This is a genomic window from Shewanella oncorhynchi, assembly GCF_030848765.1.
Taxonomy (GTDB): domain Bacteria; phylum Pseudomonadota; class Gammaproteobacteria; order Enterobacterales; family Shewanellaceae; genus Shewanella; species Shewanella oncorhynchi.
Map to the genome: position 1 here is coordinate 2,721,932 of NZ_CP132914.1, position 20,700 is coordinate 2,742,631.

16 protein-coding genes and 1 pseudogene are annotated in these 20,700 nt (G+C 38.5%); 1 reads left to right on the forward strand and 16 read right to left on the reverse strand.

Annotated elements, in window-relative coordinates; genetic code table 11:
- Positions 1–155 precede the first annotated feature (155 nt).
- The 16 genes and pseudogenes from RA178_RS12285 to RA178_RS12360 all read right to left on the reverse strand — a co-directional run.
- A pseudogene (locus RA178_RS12285) lies at positions 156–464 on the reverse strand (transposase); the annotation flags it as partial.
- Positions 465–811: 347 nt separating this feature from the next.
- Positions 812–2,131, reverse strand: coding sequence for a metal-dependent hydrolase family protein (locus tag RA178_RS12290; protein ID WP_306682024.1), 1,320 nt, complete (start codon positions 2,129–2,131; stop codon positions 812–814).
- Positions 2,132–2,243: 112 nt separating this feature from the next.
- Positions 2,244–3,188, reverse strand: coding sequence for a DUF6268 family outer membrane beta-barrel protein (locus RA178_RS12295; protein ID WP_306682025.1), 945 nt, complete (start codon positions 3,186–3,188; stop codon positions 2,244–2,246).
- A gap of 531 nt (positions 3,189–3,719) precedes the next feature.
- Positions 3,720–4,853, reverse strand: coding sequence for a hypothetical protein (locus tag RA178_RS12300; RefSeq protein ID WP_306682026.1), 1,134 nt, complete (start codon positions 4,851–4,853; stop codon positions 3,720–3,722).
- 147 nt (positions 4,854–5,000) lie between these two features.
- Positions 5,001–5,168, reverse strand: a complete 168-nt coding sequence (locus RA178_RS12305) for a hypothetical protein (RefSeq protein ID WP_306682027.1) — start codon at positions 5,166–5,168, stop codon at positions 5,001–5,003.
- 149 nt (positions 5,169–5,317) lie between these two features.
- Complete coding sequence (locus tag RA178_RS12310) at positions 5,318–6,460, reverse strand: hypothetical protein (RefSeq protein WP_306682028.1); 1,143 nt, start codon at positions 6,458–6,460, stop codon at positions 5,318–5,320.
- Positions 6,461–6,505: 45 nt separating this feature from the next.
- Positions 6,506–6,775, reverse strand: a complete 270-nt coding sequence (locus RA178_RS12315) for a FimD/PapC C-terminal domain-containing protein (protein ID WP_306682029.1) — start codon at positions 6,773–6,775, stop codon at positions 6,506–6,508.
- Positions 6,776–7,061: 286 nt separating this feature from the next.
- Positions 7,062–8,048 carry a hypothetical protein gene (locus tag RA178_RS12320; RefSeq protein ID WP_306682030.1) on the reverse strand — a complete coding sequence of 329 codons (987 nt, stop codon included), beginning with the start codon at positions 8,046–8,048 and terminating at the stop codon, positions 7,062–7,064.
- A gap of 39 nt (positions 8,049–8,087) precedes the next feature.
- Complete coding sequence (locus RA178_RS12325) at positions 8,088–10,682, reverse strand: fimbria/pilus outer membrane usher protein (RefSeq protein WP_306682031.1); 2,595 nt, start codon at positions 10,680–10,682, stop codon at positions 8,088–8,090.
- 29 nt (positions 10,683–10,711) lie between these two features.
- Positions 10,712–11,464, reverse strand: coding sequence for a fimbrial biogenesis chaperone (locus RA178_RS12330; RefSeq protein WP_306682032.1), 753 nt, complete (start codon positions 11,462–11,464; stop codon positions 10,712–10,714).
- Positions 11,465–11,487: 23 nt separating this feature from the next.
- Positions 11,488–12,132, reverse strand: coding sequence for a fimbrial biogenesis chaperone (locus RA178_RS12335; RefSeq protein ID WP_306682033.1), 645 nt, complete (start codon positions 12,130–12,132; stop codon positions 11,488–11,490).
- 70 nt (positions 12,133–12,202) lie between these two features.
- The gene (locus RA178_RS12340) at positions 12,203–12,775 is read right to left on the reverse strand and encodes a fimbrial protein (RefSeq protein ID WP_306682034.1); all 573 of its coding nucleotides are present in this window, start codon (positions 12,773–12,775) and stop codon (positions 12,203–12,205) included.
- The gene (locus RA178_RS12345; protein ID WP_306682035.1) at positions 12,750–13,472 is read right to left on the reverse strand and encodes a fimbrial biogenesis chaperone; all 723 of its coding nucleotides are present in this window, start codon (positions 13,470–13,472) and stop codon (positions 12,750–12,752) included. The genes RA178_RS12340 and RA178_RS12345 overlap by 26 nt, the downstream gene beginning before the upstream one ends.
- A 57-nt stretch (positions 13,473–13,529) precedes the next feature.
- Complete coding sequence (locus tag RA178_RS12350; protein ID WP_306682036.1) at positions 13,530–14,093, reverse strand: fimbrial protein; 564 nt, start codon at positions 14,091–14,093, stop codon at positions 13,530–13,532.
- Positions 14,094–14,978: 885 nt separating this feature from the next.
- Positions 14,979–18,536 carry a response regulator gene (locus tag RA178_RS12355; RefSeq protein WP_306682037.1) on the reverse strand — a complete coding sequence of 1,186 codons (3,558 nt, stop codon included), beginning with the start codon at positions 18,534–18,536 and terminating at the stop codon, positions 14,979–14,981.
- A complete protein-coding gene (locus RA178_RS12360; RefSeq protein ID WP_306682038.1) occupies positions 18,533–19,159 on the reverse strand; it encodes a response regulator transcription factor in 627 nt (208 codons plus the stop codon). Before RA178_RS12360 ends, RA178_RS12355 begins: the two co-directional genes overlap by 4 nt.
- A gap of 312 nt (positions 19,160–19,471) precedes the next feature.
- Between RA178_RS12360 and RA178_RS12365 the strand changes: the two genes are divergently transcribed.
- Complete coding sequence (locus RA178_RS12365) at positions 19,472–20,683, forward strand: EAL domain-containing response regulator (RefSeq protein WP_306682039.1); 1,212 nt, start codon at positions 19,472–19,474, stop codon at positions 20,681–20,683.
- Positions 20,684–20,700: the final 17 nt, after the last annotated feature.

The following is a 20,700-nucleotide window of genomic DNA, read 5'->3' on the forward strand; positions in this document are numbered from 1 at the left end:
TCATATAAAAAATCTGTGTAAGTCGCATTCTATCCATATGTCTGAAAGGAGTGAAGAATACCAGAATCATACCAGCTTATTAACCAGTTACTAGCTAACTACATAACCCCTGAAGACCTGCTTGGTGAGCAAAGTATTCTTAAGCAGTTGATGATTAGAGCTTTAATCTTGCCGTTGGAAACAGGTGTGCCATACATATCTTCGAACTGAGCACGAATATCTTGGTAGCTAGAGCCTAATGAAAAATAAGCCAATGATTTTACGATCTATTTCATCGGTCAGCTGGGTTTGGTACTTTTTGACTAATTGAGGTTCGAAGGTGCCCAGTCTCTGAGTGTGTTTAACACGATGTTGCCAATGGGGCTTTTAACCGTTTTAGTGGTTTTGCCATTCTTACGATTAACCGTATTAGAGTGAGCCAAATGGCCATCCAGCTCAAACGCCAATGCTGCTTCGGTGAGTTGCAAATGAGTTAGGGTGCGTTGATGAGTGCTCTGCAGACGACCATGAGTGTACTGAGTCGCTTTTGATTTATTTTTGAACAATTTTGATAGGAAGATTGATGTAAGCTAGTTAACACTTGCACCGTGATGCCTTGTGATTGATGTTTGTTGCACTTCCATCTGATCACACGTTAAGGTGCAAGTTTACTCTAATGATTTATCAGAAAATCATCTAACAAGGCGTCCAAAATGTTAATTTAGGACATATTGAGAAGTTTACCTTGAGAGTGCGCAATAGTGATCAACGATACTAAAATGTTGTTTATATACCAATTATAAAATAAGTGACGCTTGACTAATAAGCCTAACTACAAAGAGTTTTTATAAACCTTACCATCTTTCATGATGACCTTTATGTTATCTTTTGACTCTAATAGCTTGATATCTTCAATTGGGTTTCCCTCTACAAGCAATAAATCAGCCAATGCCATCTCCTCTACCACACCAAGCTTGCCTTTATATGGAGAGCGATCACCAGACAACATCAATAATTGCGCATTATCATGAGTTGCCATTTTAAGGATTTCAAATGGGGTATACCACTCCATTAAACGAGTTAATTGGGATGTTTGCTCTTGTAAACGCTCACTATTAAACAGAATATCCGTCCCCCAAGCCACTTTTGCCTGATATTTTTTCGCCAATTTAAATGCGATTAGGGTTCCTTGCTCAACTTGAAGCTGCTTATTTCGTTGATCTGACCCGTCTGCAAAGGTTGATTTACGATCTGAAGTAAAGGGCTGTAAGCTCCACCAAATGCCCTCTTTCGCAATCCGCTTAGCAGTTGCATCATCTATAAGTTGCCCGTGTTCAATGCACTTTACGCCAGCATCAATAGCACGATTAATTGCATTAGGTGTATACGCATGGACAGTAACATAGGTATTCCAATTTGCCGCAGCCTCCGTAGCGGCTCTAATTTCCTCTTCAGAATATTGTGTAACATCAATAGGATCATACAGCGACGAAACTCCCCCTCCTGCCATAACTTTAATTTGGGATGCTCCTAATGCCAGTTGTTCTCTAACGTGTTGTCGCACTTCTGCGGGGCTATCAGCAATAGCTGTAGTTCCAGTTTTAACTGCTTGGGTTTGCTGTACATCTGTAGCAATTAATTCATTGGGTAAACGAAAATCACCATGTCCTCCTGTTTGAGAGATAAACGCACCAGATGGCCAAATTCGAGGACCTGCAGTAAAATATTTGTCAATTGCGAGTTTCAAACCGAATACAGGCCCACCAAGGTCCCGAACACTAGTGTAACCACGCTGTAGCATATCAGAAGCAGTTTTTGCAGCGGCGATATTAATAAAACCTTGGTCTGCGAGCAATAATGTCTGTTGGGATAATCCCGCCAACATTAAGTGAGTATGAGCGTCAATTAAACCAGGCATTAAAGTCTTACCTTGACCATCAATAACAATTCCCTGCTCAGAAGAAATTGGTACTACATTTGTATAGCTTTCTATTTTACTAATATACTGATTGTCAATATACACATTTTTTGCTGAAGTTAAGCTGGCATTACTTCCATCAAAAATGCGCACATTCTGAAAAATATACGCACTAGAAAAACACTCTTGCGAAAAAAACAGACTAAAAACCAAAGCAATATGCTTTTTATCCATTTTTAACTCCTAGTATTTATAAAGTTTATAATTTAATTTGTTGCAAGATTTATCTTGCAACTTACTGGAAAATCAAACGTTAAAAGTATGTTCACTCACCGCATAAAATATATTAAAATTTAAACTCAATATCCAAAGCTGCAGCACCTTGATTATCCATATCAACAGCAGCTTGACGTGTCACTTCTAAATCACCGTTAAAGTAGTAACCCGCATAAAGATTAACCGCTATTGTTGGAGTAGCCTGCCAGCCACCACGGAGATAACTCACCCATTCGTTAATTTCAACAGCCGTATCATCATCCTCGATAAGGAATCTTTCGATACGCTTCGAGCTGCCAAATCCAATATCCCAAACAGAGTTAAATTGATAACTTAACTCTAATCCTGCTGGACCACTAAAACCAGCTCTAAAAGGATTAGCTAGCGCCCAGTGTTCATCTATCTGCCATCGCATTGCAAGGTATGGAACTGTACGGACGTCATCAATATCGTTCAGATAAGCCACACCAAAACCAAACATGTTACCAGAATCAAACGCATACATCACTGAAGTTACGATACCATAGCTTTGAGCGTGACTAAAAGATGCGGCCTCTGTATCCGCATAGGCATATTGGAGTTGGGGTGCCAAAAAAAATGCCCAATGTTTATCCAAACGGTAATTTAAAGACACACCAGCACGGTAACGATTTATGTGTCCCCAAGTTTCTCCATTAGTATCAAATAACTGTGAAATATTGTTTAACCCCGTCAAACTGACATTACGCCAATCGTAATTTTGTTTGTCATACCCGAGGTTAACATCTAATGACCATTGTCCATTTAACGGAAAATGTACCCCAGCGTTAAGTAATAAATTATCTCGTTGCAATTCAGTAGGCCCATTAGCCAACTCAGAGCTCTGTGTAGTGACTGTAGTGAGACTTAGTTTAAAAAATTCACGCCCTTTCTCTGCTCCATTAGCCTGACAACTTAATATCGGAAGGAGTAATATACTTACTCTAAGTATTGAAATAACATTTTTACTTATATCTTGCACACTTAGAGTAATCATACTAAATCCTTGAAATATAATCAGGTGATGAACTTACACAAAAAGAAGCTGTTGTTTAATAAAACTGACTCCTTTAAAGTAAAGTATAATGTAGCAAATATATGTAGAACACGCCATTCCATATTATAAATTAATTTAACTTTTTTAAATCCACTAAAATTAGCACACCAATGTTCTAGAAATTATAGACACTTTGCTAATCATTATTTTTAAATTCAACGTTTTCTGAGATAACATAACTAAGAGCGCATGCAGTCAGGTTCGATTGTAATCAACTTCAAATAAACATCAAATACCGTTCGCCTCATTTGCTCACGTGTCATGAGCAGCTCACTTAGCGAGAGGTAAAAAAGTATTGACACAGATCGTTTTGAGATTTCCGATGATTGAAAATTTTCGTTCTATCTATATTAGAATTTTTAAGATAATGATTGAGTTGTCACAGCTTTTCCGTTTATTTCAGTTAAAGCTCCATTTCTTTATGAAGTTTATACGAACAAGCGACCAACTCTGAACATCACTTTACCGCGCTTAATTAAAGGTCACCAACATTTCAGCTGAAGCCGTAACGTTGCCAATCGGTAGACTGCTCCCGCCAGAACACAACCGCCACGTCACTTGATTAGTAGTATTTTGGCTGGCCTGTGTATTAATGATACTTGCAATTTTTAGAGGAGAGTTATCAAATGGCACTCCAGTACCATCACTACAACGACCACTTCCTGTAACATTATTAATTTCACCAGTAATATAGCCTCCCCCCTCACTTAGTGCCAGACGAGTTTTGGTTCCTTCATATAAGCTTGATAGCGCCCGAAACTGTACGTTAATATTGGCATCAACTCCTACAGAGTTATCTTGTGAGCACTGGACCGTTAACGGATAAGAGAGCGAACCTAGCTCTGCGTCTTGTTTAGTATTACGAGATACTGCACCAAAATCGATTGTCTGATTGGTACTGACATTACATTCCAAAGTGGAAATACGTAGGGTCATATTATTCGAGAAGATAGGAGAAAAATCTACATAACCATTTCCTGCAGTAGTGAAGTTCACATTGGATAATGAAATATTATCCTTTCTGGTTTGCGATCCGTCTGCAATCATCACCCAAGTGCCTGTCACTGTTGCATTAATATACGTACTAGCCTTATAGAAATTTGTACTGGAAGACATTCTTGGTGCTAAACACCAAGTCGTTCCTTGTAGTGGATTAGTTATCACGGCGCCACTCGTTGTAGTCGCTTGTGTGGCAGGTAATCCAATAGTGCCACTGAGCATCTCTACCGTATTGTCATTCAGTACATAATTTGCAGAGACTGTTGCTCTAGGAATAATGCCGACACCGGGAGCAATTTTGTACACTTTGTATCCCGCAATCGTTGTTAGATAAGTATCCGGCACACAACCACCTACCCCCAAAGCCGTTGGAAGAATATATGCAACACTATAGTAAGCGATTAAATCTGGATTTGGGAAATTGGGTGTTGTAGTGGGAGATTTATTGGTAGCAGTAAACGGCATTCCCTCCCATACAATTCCACTACCTTTACCTATAGTAATAATTGTTTCAGCTACCGCGGACTGCCATATCGGACTCAACAAGTACAGTCCGATTAAATTATAAAACACTGACCGTCTAACAATTGACAAATATTTGCTCATTTTGTTTCCTATTGATTTATTCGTACTGGATATCATAGGGATATTAACCAGCTTCACAGCGTATTGTTAATTGATGTAGTGGACTATTACCCGATGTAGCAGTACTGCTCGTAAAATCGAATAGTGCATGACATTGCCGATCAGCACCTAGGTCCATTTCGCTGTTACCTGACCAGCATCACCCACTATGCTGGCATTGTTTTTATCTGCAGTACTCCCTTCTACTGTAACTACCGTTCCAAATGGAAGAACAGCATCGTTATGGTAAAATGTCACCAATGCTTGATAACCAACGTGCGTATTAAACTTAGCCATGACCACCGCGCCCTTTTGTGTAATGGTATTAAAATGTTTAAGATAATGATTGAGTTATCACAGCTTTTTCCGTTTATTTCAGTTAAAGCTCCTTTCTTTATGAAGTTTATACGAACAAGCGACCAACTCTGAACATCTCTTTATCGCTCTTAATTAAAGGTCACCAACATTTCAGCTGAAGCCGTAACGTTGCCAATAGGTAAACTGCTCCCGCCAGAACACAACCGCCAGGTCACTTGATTAGTGATATTTTGAGACGTCTGTGTATTAGTGATACTACCAACTCTTAGCTGGGTACTATTAAATGGCACTCCAGTACCATCACTACAACGACCACTTCCGGTAACATTATTAATCTCACCGGTAATATAGCCGCCCCCCTCGTTCAAAGCTAAGCGTGTTATATTTCCTTCGTATAAACCTGTTAATGCCCTAAACTGCAAATTAATATTCGCATCAACTCCAACGGTTCCTTCGGAGTTATCTTGTGTGCATTGTGTTATCACAGGATAAGAGAGCGAACTCAGCTCTGCATTATTTTGGGTATTATGAGCTACTGTGCCAAAATTGATTGTCCCCATCGTACTCACATTACATTGTAAAGTCGAAACACGTAGTGTCGTTGTTCTTGAAAAGATAGGGGACCAATTAAAATTAGCAACGGAGCCTGTACTGAAGTTCACGTCATATAATGAGATAGAACTTTGGCTCACTTGTGTCCCGTCGGCAATCATCACCCAAGTGCCTGTCACTGTCGCATTGATATATGAATTCTCTTGATAGAAATTAGCACTGGACGACATCCTTGGCGCTAGACACCAAGCCATTCCACTTAACGGATTCGTTATCACTGCACCGCTCGTCGTTTTGGCTTGTGTGGTTGGCAATCCAATGGTCCCAGTGAGCGTTTCAGGCACGCCGTTATTCAATACGTAATTTGCAGTAACCATCGCTCTAGGAATTATCCCCACACCTTGAGCTATCTTGAATACCTTATAACCTGCAATGGTTGTCAAAGCATTATCCGGTACACATGAAAGCACAGATAGATCCACAGGATTAATAAATGCCACACTACTGTTAATGTCTAAAATAGGGTTTGGGTGATAGGACGTGGAGGTTATCGCATAATTCGTAGCTGTAAACGGCATCCCCTCCCATACAATTCCGCTACCTTTACCTATATTAATAATTGTTTCAGCTACTGCAGACTGCAATAACGGACTTAATAAGTACAGTCCGACTAAACAGTAAAACACTGGCTGTCTGACAATTAACAAATGTTTGTTCATTTTGTTTCCTATTGATTTATTCGTACTGTAGATATCATAGGGATATTAGCCAGCTTCACAGCGTACTGTTAATTGACGTAGTGGACGATTACCCGATGTAGCAGTACTGCTCGTAAAATCGAATTTCACTGTTACCTGATCTTTTTCTGATAACCCGCTCAAATACACCTGACCAGCATCACCCACTATGCCGACATTGCTTTGATCTGCAGTATTCCCTTCTACTGTAACCATAGCGCCAAAAGGAAGAACAGCATCGTTATGGGATAATGTCACCAATACCTGATAACCAACGTGCGTATTAAACTTAGCCATGACCACCGCGCCCTTTTGTGTAATGGCATTAAAATGTTTAAGATAATGATTGAGTTGTCACAGCTTTTTCCGTTTATTTCAGTTAAAGCTCCTTTCTTTATGAAGTTTATACGAACAAGCGACCAACTCTGAACATCTCTTTACCGCTCTTAATTAAAAGTCACCAACATTTCAGCTGAAGCCGTAACGTTGCCAATAGGTAAACTGCTCCCGCCAGAACACAACCGCCAGGTCACTTGATTAGTAGTATTTTGAGACGTCTGTGCATTAGTGATACTACCAACTCTTAACTTAGTACTATTAAATGGCACTCCAGTAGCAGCATTACAACGGCCACTTCCGGTAACATTATTATTAATCTCACCGGTAATATACCCCCCCCCTCACTCAGGGCCAGACGAGTAGTAATGCCTTCGTATAACCCTGTTAGCGCCCTAAATTGTACGTTAATATTGGCAGCAACCCTTGCTGAGTTATCTTGTGTGCATTGGGTCGTTAACGGATAAGAAAGCGAACCTAGCTCTGCGTTTTGCTGGGTATTTCGAGTTACTACGCCAAAATCGATTATCTGAGTGGTACTAACATTACATTCCAAAGTAGAAATACGTATTTCCGTAGATGCCGGAAGGATAACAGTATAGCTTCTATTACTACTACTATTTCCTGACGTAATAAAGTTCACATTTGGTACTGTAAATACCTGACTGGTTTGCGACCCATCTGCAATAATCACCCAAGTGCCTGTCATTGTTGCATTGATATACGTACCAGCCTTATAGAAACTAGCACTGGACAACATTCTTGGCGCTAGACACCAAGTACTTCCATTTAGTGGATTAGTTATCACTTCACCACTCGTTGTAACCGCTTGTGTGGCTGGTAATCCAATTGTGCCACTGAGCTGCTCTGACATCCCGTTATTCAGTACATAATTTGCAGAGATTGTTGCTCTAGGAATCATTCCGACACCGGGAGCAATCTGGTACACTTTATATCCAGCAATCGTCTTCAGAGCTCCCTCTGGTAGACAGCTAACTCCCGCCTGTAAAGCCATTGGAACGACAAAAGCTAAGCTATCGAAAGTGTATAAATCTGAAGCTACAGTGGTAACATTATTCGTAGCAGTATATGGCATTCCTTCCCACACGATTCCGCTACCTTTACCTATAGTAATTGTTGCGGCTACTGCTGACCGCCATAACGGACTCAATAAGTACAGTCCGACTAAACAGTAAAACACTGACCTTCCGACAATTAACAAATGTTTGTTCATTTTGTTTCCTATTTATTCGTAATAGATATCGTAGGAATATTAGCCTGCTTCACAATGAGCTGTTAATTGACGTAATGGGCCACTACCCGATGTAGTAGTAACGCTCGTAAAATCGAATAGTGCATGACACTGCTGATCGGCACCTAGTCCCCATTTTGCTGTTACCTGACCTTTTTCTGGTAAACCGCTCAAATACACCTGACCAGCATCACCCACTATGCTGACATTGCTTTGATCTGCAGTACTCCCTTCTACTGTAACCATAGTGCCAAAAGGAAGAACAGCATCGTTATGGTATAAGGTCACCAATGCTTGATAACCAACGCGCGTATCAAACTTTGCCATGACCACCGCACCTTTAGTTGGGTAAACATTGAGAGTTGACTGCGTAATATCAACATCATCCGGCAGTGTTGCAGGATTAAGGCTAATACTATTGTTCTGGTAATTAGACAGATAAGGTACAAGTGCATAACCACTCTCATCAAAGCGCATATTTCCATTCATTAACGCTGCATCAACTGCCCCAGGTGCTTTTACTATAGCCACAGAATTACCCAACATTTGCCCTAGCGTTACGCCTTCAGGATGAACAACCATGCTTCCGCTACCACTAAGATTTAACGAGCGGAATTCATTACTGTAACTGTATCCGATATTTGCCATACCTTTTGTGCCCTGATAGCCCGCGTTTAATGTGCTGTTATTGCTGTGACTATCGTTTGACCAGTCCTGCATTGCACTGTAAGAAAGGCGGTCTTCCAATGCATTACCGCTGATCCCTGCCTGCTGATGAACTTGGCCACGATTATCATGAGTCATTTGGTAATTTGCATAATTACGGCTCACTCTAGGGGAGGAACTGAATAAACTAAAAGGAACCTGCACATTTAGCGATAGTTGATGATTTTCAGGCCAGTTGCCATCACCTTTGATACGGTCAATACTGTAAGCCAACCCATAGCTCACACCACGATAACTCGTGTTGTATCCAGCTGAAACTGTGTTATTCACTTGGCCATTGTTCCAGAAATCATTTCGAGAAGCGGATAAATATAATGAGCCCCAATGACCTAATTGCTGGCTAACCCGCATTTGAAAATTAGAACGTTGGCGTTCTAAAGTCCAAGGCATCTGATCATCATTTAATTGAAATCCGAAATTATTAAAGTCCGAAAAACTATAAAAGTCACGGGTCGAGTAACGATAGGCGGTTAAATCTACAGAGGTACCTGTACTTAACAAGCTTTTAGCATATCGCATCCGATAAGAACTACCTTGTTGCCATTCATCTTGTTCATAAAGCTTGGTATTTGAGGTGGTGATGTCAAGCGATAAAGCACCAAAATCCCCCAATGATAAGCCAGCCCCACCTACTAGTGAGTAGTAATCATCAGCAATCAATGCTCCGCCGTAAAGCGTCATATCATATGGTAAACCGTAAATAAAGGTGCCCATCCCAAAAGAGGATTCACGAGAAGTCGTTGTTATTCCACCGTTGTAATGCCCTGTAGTTAACTCATACTTAAGTGTACCTGGGCGCTGCATTACCGGTAATGAGGAAATCGCTATCTTTTGAATGCGGACAGAACCGTCAGCCTCAGTAATGGTGACAGTTAAGTCCCCCCCCTGGCCAGTCTGATAGAGATCTGTAATACGAAACGCTCCAGGTGCAACATAGGTTTGATATACCACATTGCCATTCTGGCTGACGGTCACACGAGCATTGCTCTGCGCAATACCAGAAATCTCAGGAGCAAAACCTCGTTGACTATTAGGCAGCATCTCTTCACTGGAATTAAATTTAACGCCACGAAATGGGATGCTATCAAAAACCTCATTGCCAGTATTATTTTCTCCTGCGAGAAATTCTGCGCGTAGGGTATGAATATCACGTTGCAAATAAGTATTTGAAAAATTGGTACTTTGATCGCTCGAAGAAATATCTCCGCTAATCTGATTGTGGTTAAAGGTTATGTCACTACGTAAACGCCAGGCTTCCCAATTAAATCCACTCTGCAAGCTAGCAAACACGTTAGTCTGTTCACTGCTATCCATTCCAACCTGCGCATCCTGCCAGTTCTGACTTCCATTAAGACGATAATTCATAAAAAACGCAGGAACACCGTCATCCCATAGCGCTGAGTCAACGTAGCCTGTGGCATTTTGTTGCATAGCAATCTGTGGCACACTGATATCCACTCGTAATTGAGACAAGTTAAAATTAACATATGAATCAGGAATAAGAGTTGCTAAATCATTTACAGGGACATCCAATGGTAAAATGTTAAAATTTGGTAATGCCGTTGTATTAACTCCTAGCTCATATAGAAACGTGGGGGTCAACTGTGGTAAAACCTTACCTTGTTCATTTCTCTTAAACACCAGCTTATACTGTCCCTTCTCCGACTGATTCATCCACAGTGTAACCAAATACACCCCCTCAGCGACCTGACCTGCCGATTCAAAGATACTCAAATCTGTACTGGTTGTCTGAGAGCCGCCTAGCGCCAAAAGACGAGGGTCAAAGTAATCGCTAGCCCAAACAGTAAAAGAACCTGTCAGCAAAAAGGTCCCCATCAAAATAGGCATAAAAGTTATTTTATTACTTATACTTTGTACTACACAGTGCATGATGCGCGTCTATCCATCAAAATCAAAAATTACAGGGCTTGGTGATTCGTTTGTGTATTCCATCCATCTTCATCAATCAACTGCCATTCCACTGTGTCTTTTGCCCCTGAAGGCAATGCATAGTGTTGTTGTCCCTTAGGTGGAACCATCAAACGCAGTGCAGGCTTATCCAATGCAATACCACCGACTTTAAGATGTGAAAAAGTTAGCCAATATGGTGTCGAGTTAACAGCTATCAGCTCATTATTTTCAAGGTGGAAATGCAGGCGAGAAGCCACATCAGCAACTGCGCGCTTAGCCAACCCTTCAGGCCGATAGAACAGCTTAATATTGCTCACCATCGTTACTGACATCTGACCTGACGACGCCGCTTTATCCAATTCCTTACTGGCAGGGATAGTTTTCATCGAGATAAAAAACACCGACTCACGATCTGTCGGCAGCGGTTCACCGTTATGACGGATACGTAATGTCAAAGCACTGTTAGCCTCTAACCGCTCAAGCGGTGGAGTGACAATAAAAGGCATTTTCGGTTGCCCACTGTAATTCAGGTCAACGTCACCCGTAATTGGATCAACAGGACGAACCCACGACTGCAATAAATAAGACGCTACACTGTTGTTATTAACCGTTAAGGTAACGCCTTTATTTTCACTTGCGGGGTAAATGACACGTAAAACAAAAAAAGAAATTCCCTGAGATTTAGCAGAGTCCGCGAGAACTTCTACTGATACTGACAAACTGCATAAAAACAACATGACCAATGAGATAAAGTATTGCATTTTGGTTATTCCTATTACTTTTATCATAGAGATACTGCTTGCTGGCATAATGAAGATAAGCCACCGACATCAGTGATACTCTGCCACTCTATATGCTTTATTGGCTGCTCAACGGGATAAGCCTGTATCCCCATTGGTTCAATCATCGAAGCTTGTGTATTCAAATCGATAACGTCATTGTCAAACTTTAAAGACCCAAATGTTATGAAATAAGGGGTCGGATTCTCAATACGAATGCCATTAGCCACTCGATTAAATTTCAGTTGGCAACCGTTATCGCGAGGGATATTTTGTAGTTTCGCAGGGCGATAAAACAGTTTCAGAATAAACTGAAAGCCCATAGATAAATGAGCCTTATCGAGTACTGATTCGGACTGACCTGGAATGGCTAGTACTGAAAGATAAAACAGTGATTCTCGATCTGTTGGCAATGACTCTTCCTGCTTAAAAATGCGCAGTAATTGATTACGCTCAGCCTCTAATGGAAACAAGGGCGGCGTCACAACGAAAGGGATATTTAAAACATCTCCCTTCTCATTTTTAATACGACTTTGAATAAGGTAATTTTGTTTACTCGTATTCTTCACTGTAATAGTTTGTGATTTATCTTCATTGAGAAATATCACCCTAGTCTGATTCAAACTAATACCGCCATTGCTTTGAGCCATTCCCTGCCCTGTTATAAAAAAAATTAAACACAGTACGACAAGGGACCTATATACAAATGGCATAGTGACCTCAACGATAGGCAAAATTAAATACAATATTCGCAGTAAGGAGTCCCGGCTTAACTGTGCCGCAACCTGTACTCCCTCCACAACTGACACCGGCAAAGAATGGTAACACCATATCGGCAGGTGCTTGGCCTACTGCCGCTAACGGAAAAGCATCTCCGGACTTTACTTCTGAGTCTAAATAACTTGGTTGAGTGACGCTTTGCACTAATATCACACCTGCGCCTCCGACATCAGAATCACTACTACGAAATAACCATTTCCCATCTTGGTAGCCCCCCACTCCAGTGACGAAAATCACCGGTTGTATGTTGGCTTGTGCAACACCAATACAATTACTAGCAATAACGTTAAAGGGCTGCGCATTGACCAATGAATTGCTTTGCAAGCGCGATTGAGACACTTGATCCAATGAAAGTACACTTTTGTCCAAATTCAGAGAACACGTGCCTTGTACTATGTTGGCCGAAAAATCCAAACGAATGGTATTTGCATTGCTGTTAAGATTGACGCCTCCGAATAACAAGATCAAAAAAATTAAAATAACTTTCTTAGGGTAAAAGCTGTTTAAATACATTAATACCCCCTTGGTCGTTAATGGTTTGCCACTCAACCTCCAGACTGCCGCTTTTCATCTCAGCTGAATAGGTATGTGAACTAAACGGTGCAATCGTTAACGCCTCTGGCGTATCTAATTTTAGTGATTGCCCGCCAAATTGAATACTTGCCAAACTGACAAAAAAGGGCGACGGATTGGTGACCAATAGACCATCACTATGCCGAGAAAACTGCAAATGCTTTTGGGCTGCACTCGATGTTGACGAAAGTCCTGTAGGACGATAAAACATCTTAATGACACTACCGACACCAAACTGGACTGCCGCATGAACATCATCAACCTGCGGCTCAGACGCTGGCTTATCTGTAGCAGGGATCGCCGTGGCGTGAAAATAAAATATTGACTCACGATCCTTAGGTAATGAAGCGTCATTACCTGCAATACGGATCTGGTTAATACTCTTCGGCTCCAAACGAAAAAGTGGTGGAGTTACAGAGAACGGTGTAGCTATATAGCTATCTTGTGCCTTACTAATAGAAACTTGTACCAGATAAGGTAGATTTGACTGAGTATTTCGTACTGTAGTAGAAATACTATTTGTACCTTGAGGGTATATTAAACGAGTCGCATTGATTCCAAATCCATCAGCAAGGGCAATTATTGGAAAAAAAAATAGTACCACAACCATTGTATAGAATTGGAATAGTCGGTTCATTGGTAATTTCCTTCGGAGTAAAAATGGCAAGCAAAAAACTACTTGCCATAGAGCAGATTAATTATAGGCAAAACTAAACAGGATAGGAGCACTAACTGAGCCAGTACTGATTCCTGTGGTACTGGTTGCTGCTAGTCCGGCCTGCATTGTCAACACTTTATTATTAAAGTCAGCTGCTGAAGGAGTCGCTCCAGCTACAGCAAGTTGTAACTTCTGCCCTGTAGAAATATGAGTAGAAGGTGTAGCAACTTGGTTCAACATAATTCCAGTGTTAGTTCCACTTGCATTAAAAATATTTGGGTTACCACCCAGGGTTGGGCCAGAGACAACTAAGTTTGCCGTATGACCAGGTGCCATTGGTACATCACAGTTACTGAGCCCCACGGTGAAATTTTTGACACTACTTGTGATTGGTTGGGCAACACTTATAAACTGACTCGGAGTATAATTGCCTAAGTCTAAGTTATTCGTCGATAAGGTAACATCACAGGTAGCAGCAACAACGTTAGCCGTTATGGTTATCTGTCCGTTGGTTGCAGCTTGAACATGACTTGTTGCAGCCAATAGCAATAGGGCAGCAGTTGGAGCAAGGGTTAAAATTGATTTATATTGCTTATGCATGTCGAAATTCCTTTATGGAAATTAATTTAATAAAAATTAGCGTAGTAAATAGTGTTGCAGCATGATAAGTTCTTTTATAGTTAAGAGAGAGGAAATACGTTCGTCACTTGACCGTTTATTCCAGCTACAAATAACACCCTCAAACAGGAGATGCTCAATCACTAGTTATTTTATTTCATGACCACACATTTAATAAAACAAGTGGTCAGATGAGTAAGGTAGCAATATTAATGAAAGATGTATGTAGGAACTATCTTGCTTTTTTGTGGGAAAATTCTGACGTGAACTCTATTTATTCAAAGCACATAATCAAGGAGAAGTTAAAAATATACTACAGTCGAATGTACCTACATCCCTTTAACAAAAAATTACTTTGCCTCAACATTCTTAGAAATAGTAAATCGACAAGTCAATACTTAAGATCATCAGCCACAAATCTATATCAATCAATAGACACCCTCCGCTTCAAACAATTCACCATTAATATCATGATTTTTTAATAAAACAAATTATTAACATACAAACTAAAATATTAATGGCAGTATTTATCTAAACAAGAAGCTTACTAATTTTAAAACAAACCCATATAATAGATAATTACAATTTTCAGAAATGGCATTACATATGTCTTGAACTATACATAATTATAATCAACCCTTCAGAAAGTAAGTCTAGCTTATAATTGCAGATTATTTTTCATACCATCATTTTGATAGGAAAAATATTAGTGATAACAAACTTTTAGAATACAGTAATAGTTGATATATAGTACACAATACAAATAGACCAAAAAACACTCTTACTAAAGCAATAGGTGTAATAGGCATTTAAACTAATATTAAAATAATATTTAAATGCCATTTGTCTAATGGACAGCTATAGAAATCACCTATTATTGATATAGTTTAATATTTCTTTTTCCAGCAACTTAATTTCAACTGAAATTTCCTTTAAATTATCCATGATATCTTGCACATTATTAACTTCAAGCTGTTCACAATGCCAAACAAGTTTCCTTGCATCAATAATCTTTGCTGCCCCCTTGATTTTATGAGCTAAATTTTTAACTGAATTAATATTACCAGACTCAATCTCTTTATACATTAAACTTAAATCACTTTTATTGCTTTTCAGTAATTCTTTGAGAAGCTCAATAACTAGTTCTTTATTATTCCCCGTTAATTTTTCAACAGTTTTCGCATAAAAACTTCCAGAATTAAGAAATTCTTGTTCTGGTGAAAACTTCTTGAGCATTCTATCAAGTTCAGCAAGACTAATAGGCTTAAATAAACAGTCATTCATCCCTGCATCAATGCACGCTTCCATTGCTTCTTTCTGAGCATTAGCAGTATAACCAATAACAATTGAAGACTGTAATTGCTCTTTCTCTATATCCCTAATTCTCCTGCATAATATATAACCATCCATTTCAGGCATATTACAGTCAGTAATAACGATGTCATAGTCCTTATCCTTAAACATTTTTAGGGCAACCAGACCATTTTCGGCTTCTTCTACGATATGACCAAGATAATTAAGCTGCTGTGCAAGTAATAGGCGATTTGCGGGATGGTCATCTACAATTAATATTTCCAAAGGAGCGATTGTAGTAATATCTGGCACAACATCAGTTCTATTTTCAGACGGATCATCTTCAATCTCAGATAGTGTTAATGCCATACTAATCATGGTACCTTGTCCTAAATCACTTTCTAAATATAATTCCCCCTCCATCATTTCACATAGTGACTTACTGATCATCAGCCCGAGCCCTGTACCACCATATGTATTATGGGAACCATGTACCTGACTGAATGGTGTAAATAATTTGAGTTGTTCCTCTTTCGAAATCCCAATTCCAGTATCGGTAACCGTAAATAAAATCCTATGCTTCCCATCAATAAAACATTGAGAGCGAACTCTGACATGCACATAACCAGTATCAGTAAACTTTATTGCATTGCTAATTAAGTTTGACATGATCTGTTTAATTCTAACTGGGTCAACAAGCACATCCTTTTTTATTTTCGGGTCAAAATCGAACTGTATAGCAAGCCCTTTTTGCCTTGCTAACCCATCAAAAACTCTTATAATTGAAGAGAGAATAACTTTAAGGTTAGTTCTAATTGGTGAAAGAGAAAGTTGACCAGCTTCTATCCGAGCAATATCTAAAATATCACCAATTAATTCAAGTAGACCATTTGCAGAATCGTAAGCAACTTTGATTGAATTATAATCAAATTGATGACTGCTTGGGCGTTTTAATACCAACTCTAACATACCTATAATAGCATTCATCGGAGTACGAATTTCATGACTCATGGTAGCTAAAAATGTACTCTTTGCCTGGCTTGAACTATCAGCGACTTCTTTCGCATACCTTAACTCTTCAACAAGCCGTACTCGGTCACTTATATCAATCCATCCACCAATAAGACCTTCAATATTACCATCTTCATCCCCATATGGTTTAAACCAGTGATAAATATAAAATTTCTCACCATCTATATGTAACTCTCTATCTTTGAATACAGAAATACCATCATTTAAGGCTTGAATATATTCATCATCTATATCCAGAGCTTCTATAGAGCGATCAATTCCTTCTGCTGTACTCTTATTCAGTAATTCTTCACGTGATGCCTTGAACGTTTTTTGGTAACTTTCATTACACATTGTAAGTTCTCTCAATTTATTCCTCACATATATTGGATGAGGAATAGCATCAACAATTGATTGCATAAATTGCAATTGCTGATTCAGCTCTTTTTTTGCAACGAGACGTTTTCTATAATGATTATGTGTATAAAAAGCCCAAACAATAGATATTAATATCATGATGGTCGAAGAAACTATTATTGTAATGATAGTATATTTATAATCTTTCCAGCTTTGACGTGCAGGGAGTGCATTACGATGCCAACGATTCTCTGCAATTTGTAATTCATCTGGAGGAATAACAGTTAAAGTTTTATTGAGAATGCTTTTGAGTAATTTATTTGAGCTATTAATAGCAAAGGCTACTGATGCTTTCGGGATATCATCAACAATTCCGTTCACTTTTAAGACATCACTAAAATAGTTGTTGACATAATAATTAGCCAACGCCAGAGGCGCTATAGTTATTTTAGTTGGATCTTGTGCAATAGAGTTAAAAACTTCGAGATAATTATCAGTAATGACTACATTTAAATTAGGTGCTATTTTTTTAACAATAACCTCATTTAAAATCCCATCGGGGATGATAATCGTTTTTGCGTTATAACCTTGAACATTTTTTGGGGTCACATAAACATAACTTGAACTCGAAAACTCTTTCGTAAAACTTACATCTTTTATTGGTATTTCGCTAAGAGGCAATAATACCATTGAAGCTTTATGACTAACAATTGAACTTAATTGCTCAGAAAAATTTGCATCTACTATATACTCAAAGTTCAGTCCAGAATACATCTTTATCAAATCTAAAACTTCAATTCCATATCCTTCAATACTTTGTGCATCATCAATATAGGTTAGAGGCGCAGCATACTTGTTTATAGCAACTATAACTTTATTATTATTTATCCATGTAATTTCATCTTTAGTAAATTCAGGTAATTCTGACTGAAAAGGGATAGTACTACCTCCACCACTCCACCGCTTCCTAATTAACTTTTTTTTATCAAGTGAAATATTATTTATAGCCTTATTAAAGATATTAATTAAATCTTCATTCTGTTTTGACGTTGCAAATGAGTTCCCCAAAGAGTTTAATGGTATGTGAGAATCTAATTTTAGCTTACCTGAAAAACTATTATTTATAAGGTAGTTTGCAGAAACCAAATCGACTATTACTGCATCAACCTCTCCAAGTGCAGCCGCGGCGACAGCTGCTTCCCGAGAAGCATATTTAACCAATTTTCTATTAGGAAAAATATTATGTACTGCTGCATCAGGTAAGTATTCATTTACGATAGACATCAACTTAATATTGCTACCATCGACTAACTTAGCATTCCTAAAAACTGACGGTCTATCAAAGACATATGGGACTGTCAACTCAAGCCCATGAATTTTTTCGTATTCATTTGCAGTCGTAATTAGATCAACATTGCCATTAAGTGCCGCATTTATTACCATATCCCTTGATTTATAATGTTTAACATTAATTTTAACATTAAGCTTTTTGGCTATAATATCTAAATAATCAGCACTAATTCCTTTATAGAATGATTGATCACCAGTAACTGTCATATCAAATGGAGGATAATCTGGTGCAGATATACCTACATCCAGAACCTTATATCTTTGAAGTGTTTCTTCCTCATCAGGAGAGAGTTTAATAGCAACTGTGTCATCATTTTGATAATTTACAAAATGATAATGCTGATGTTTATCTTCATGTGATAATGAATTAAATGAACATAAGCTCAACAATAATAAATAGATTTTACACTTCATATAAGATTATGCCTTTTAGCTATTTCAATAATATCAACTAATGTTTTGGCATTTAATTTTTCGAGCAACCTAGTTTTATATGTACTGACAGTTTTATTACTTAAAATCATACGTTCTGAAATCTCATTATTTGTAAAACCCATTGCAAGCTGTTGCAAGACTGCCATTTCACGGGTTGAAAGTTTTTTGATCCGCTCAACCTCATCGATATTTGAGTACGATTTAACATTAATTCTATCTAATAATGGGAAATAAGGGCGACCAGAAAGTATAGTACGAAGTGCGTTAGTAACTTCAGTCATATCCTTTTGTTTTGAAACGAAACCAGACGCTCCAGCTTGAATACAACGGGAAACAAAGTAATCAGATGGCTGTGCAGTCAATACTAAAATAGGTGGACAACTCACTAATTTCCTAGATCGTTCGATCACTTCTAGTCCATCTAATTTTGGTATTCCTATATCTAAAACTACAGCATCAGGTGATAGCTCTTTTATTATTTTTAGAGCATCAACACCATTATTTGTTTCAGCAATCACCTCAAAACCATCTTGTTCTAAAATAATTTTTAATGCCAAAATAACTACAGGGTGATCATCAACTATTAATATTTTTTTCTTCATTTATATAACTCCGAAACTATTGAGGACAAATTTTACCCTTTACAAAGCACAAGAGTGAAACGAAATCAAATGATTCAGATTTTTCCTACGCATTCTTCAGAGATTTCTTTTTAAGAATAATTATAAAATAATGAAAGATACAGATTATGTCGTAGCGCTCTCATTTTACTGAATCCATTGGCACCTGCAGCAGTCAGAGCCCGCAGAACCCATGAGTGACTATTTTACACTCATTAATAAGTTGTTTGTAGCTAGAAGTTGCTAGTTTTTTGAACATTACTAATGTTAATCTATTATTTAATAGGATATTCAATGAGTAAGATTACAATACTGGTCTTGGAAGACCACCCTTTTCAGCGTGCAGTACTTGAGTGTAACCTCGCATCTTTTACTGATGTTGAGCTCTTCACTTTTGATGCTGCAAAAGATGCATTGGCTTGGCTTGAAATACATCATAGCGTTGACATTGTCATATGTGATTTGATGATGGCAGGTATTGATGGACTGTCATTTTTGCGTAAAGCTAAATCAAAATACAATATTTCTTCAGTGATATTGTTTAGTAATATTGATAAGGAATTACGCCGGTCGGTTTCCCAAATGATAAAAATGCTTAATTTTGAATATCTTGGTGATTTAAATAAATGCCCTTCAGTCGATAATCTTCAACGTATGTTAGATAAGTTTACTTATAGTAAGAATCAACGTAATCAGGTATTAACTGGTCCAGAATCAGAATCTTACAAAAATAATTTTACCTACGAAGATTTTGATTTCGCGTTAAAACAGGGGCAATTTGTCGGTTTTTACCAACCAAAATTTGGTGTTGCAAGTTTTAATCTGCACGGAGCTGAAGTTTTAGCACGTTGGGAGCACCCTAAATTAGGGATATTACCCCCAGGTTCATTCATAGAACAATTAATTAATTATACATTACTTGATAAACTTTTCTTGCAGCTATTTGAGCAAGGCTGTCTTTTACAGCAACGCTTACAACTAGCAAATAATCAAATTTCTCTTGCCTATAACCTCGATATATCTCAGCTAAATTCAACAAAACTGGTATATCAAATCGTTGATATGGTGGACAAATATAGAATCCCCCCACAATTAATCACCCTTGAAATCACCGAAACGGGTCTCTTAGCTGCGCCAGCATTGAATATGGAAAACTTAATTCGCTTGCGAATGCATGGATTCGAACTGGCCATTGATGATTTTGGTGCAGCATATTCATCTTTGGCTCGACTATGTGAATTACCATTTTCACAAATAAAGCTTGATGGTTGCTTTGTACATGAGCTTAGTGTCGAACCAAGGTGCCAAGCGGCAATTTCTAGCGTAATTGCCTTGTCACAAGCACTTCATATGGAACTTGTAATTGAAGGAATTGAAACAAACTCCCAACTGGTACTGCTGCAACAGCTTGGTTGCACCATTGGACAGGGGTTTTGTTTTTCACGTCCGATCAATGAAGACATTTTTATACAACGTTTTTTCCCTTTAAGTTTAGAGCTTAACTAGCGGATATAGGAAAGATT

Bases quoted from the DNA above. Each gene is read 5' to 3' on its own strand.
- RA178_RS12290 (WP_306682024.1), bottom strand. From the start codon at position 2,131: ATGGATAAAAAGCATATTGCTTTGGTTTTTAGTCTGTTTTTTTCGCAA.
- RA178_RS12295 (WP_306682025.1), bottom strand. From the start codon at position 3,188: ATGATTACTCTAAGTGTGCAAGATATAAGTAAAAATGTTATTTCAATA.
- RA178_RS12300 (WP_306682026.1), bottom strand. From the start codon at position 4,853: ATGAGCAAATATTTGTCAATTGTTAGACGGTCAGTGTTTTATAATTTA.
- RA178_RS12305 (WP_306682027.1), bottom strand. From the start codon at position 5,168: ATGGCTAAGTTTAATACGCACGTTGGTTATCAAGCATTGGTGACATTT.
- RA178_RS12310 (WP_306682028.1), bottom strand. From the start codon at position 6,460: ATGAACAAACATTTGTTAATTGTCAGACAGCCAGTGTTTTACTGTTTA.
- RA178_RS12315 (WP_306682029.1), bottom strand. From the start codon at position 6,775: ATGGCTAAGTTTAATACGCACGTTGGTTATCAGGTATTGGTGACATTA.
- RA178_RS12320 (WP_306682030.1), bottom strand. From the start codon at position 8,048: ATGAACAAACATTTGTTAATTGTCGGAAGGTCAGTGTTTTACTGTTTA.
- RA178_RS12325 (WP_306682031.1), bottom strand. From the start codon at position 10,682: ATGCACTGTGTAGTACAAAGTATAAGTAATAAAATAACTTTTATGCCT.
- RA178_RS12330 (WP_306682032.1), bottom strand. From the start codon at position 11,464: ATGCAATACTTTATCTCATTGGTCATGTTGTTTTTATGCAGTTTGTCA.
- RA178_RS12335 (WP_306682033.1), bottom strand. From the start codon at position 12,132: ATGGCTCAAAGCAATGGCGGTATTAGTTTGAATCAGACTAGGGTGATA.
- RA178_RS12340 (WP_306682034.1), bottom strand. From the start codon at position 12,775: ATGTATTTAAACAGCTTTTACCCTAAGAAAGTTATTTTAATTTTTTTG.
- RA178_RS12345 (WP_306682035.1), bottom strand. From the start codon at position 13,472: ATGAACCGACTATTCCAATTCTATACAATGGTTGTGGTACTATTTTTT.
- RA178_RS12350 (WP_306682036.1), bottom strand. From the start codon at position 14,093: ATGCATAAGCAATATAAATCAATTTTAACCCTTGCTCCAACTGCTGCC.
- RA178_RS12355 (WP_306682037.1), bottom strand. From the start codon at position 18,536: ATGAAGTGTAAAATCTATTTATTATTGTTGAGCTTATGTTCATTTAAT.
- RA178_RS12360 (WP_306682038.1), bottom strand. From the start codon at position 19,159: ATGAAGAAAAAAATATTAATAGTTGATGATCACCCTGTAGTTATTTTG.
- RA178_RS12365 (WP_306682039.1), top strand. From the start codon at position 19,472: ATGAGTAAGATTACAATACTGGTCTTGGAAGACCACCCTTTTCAGCGT.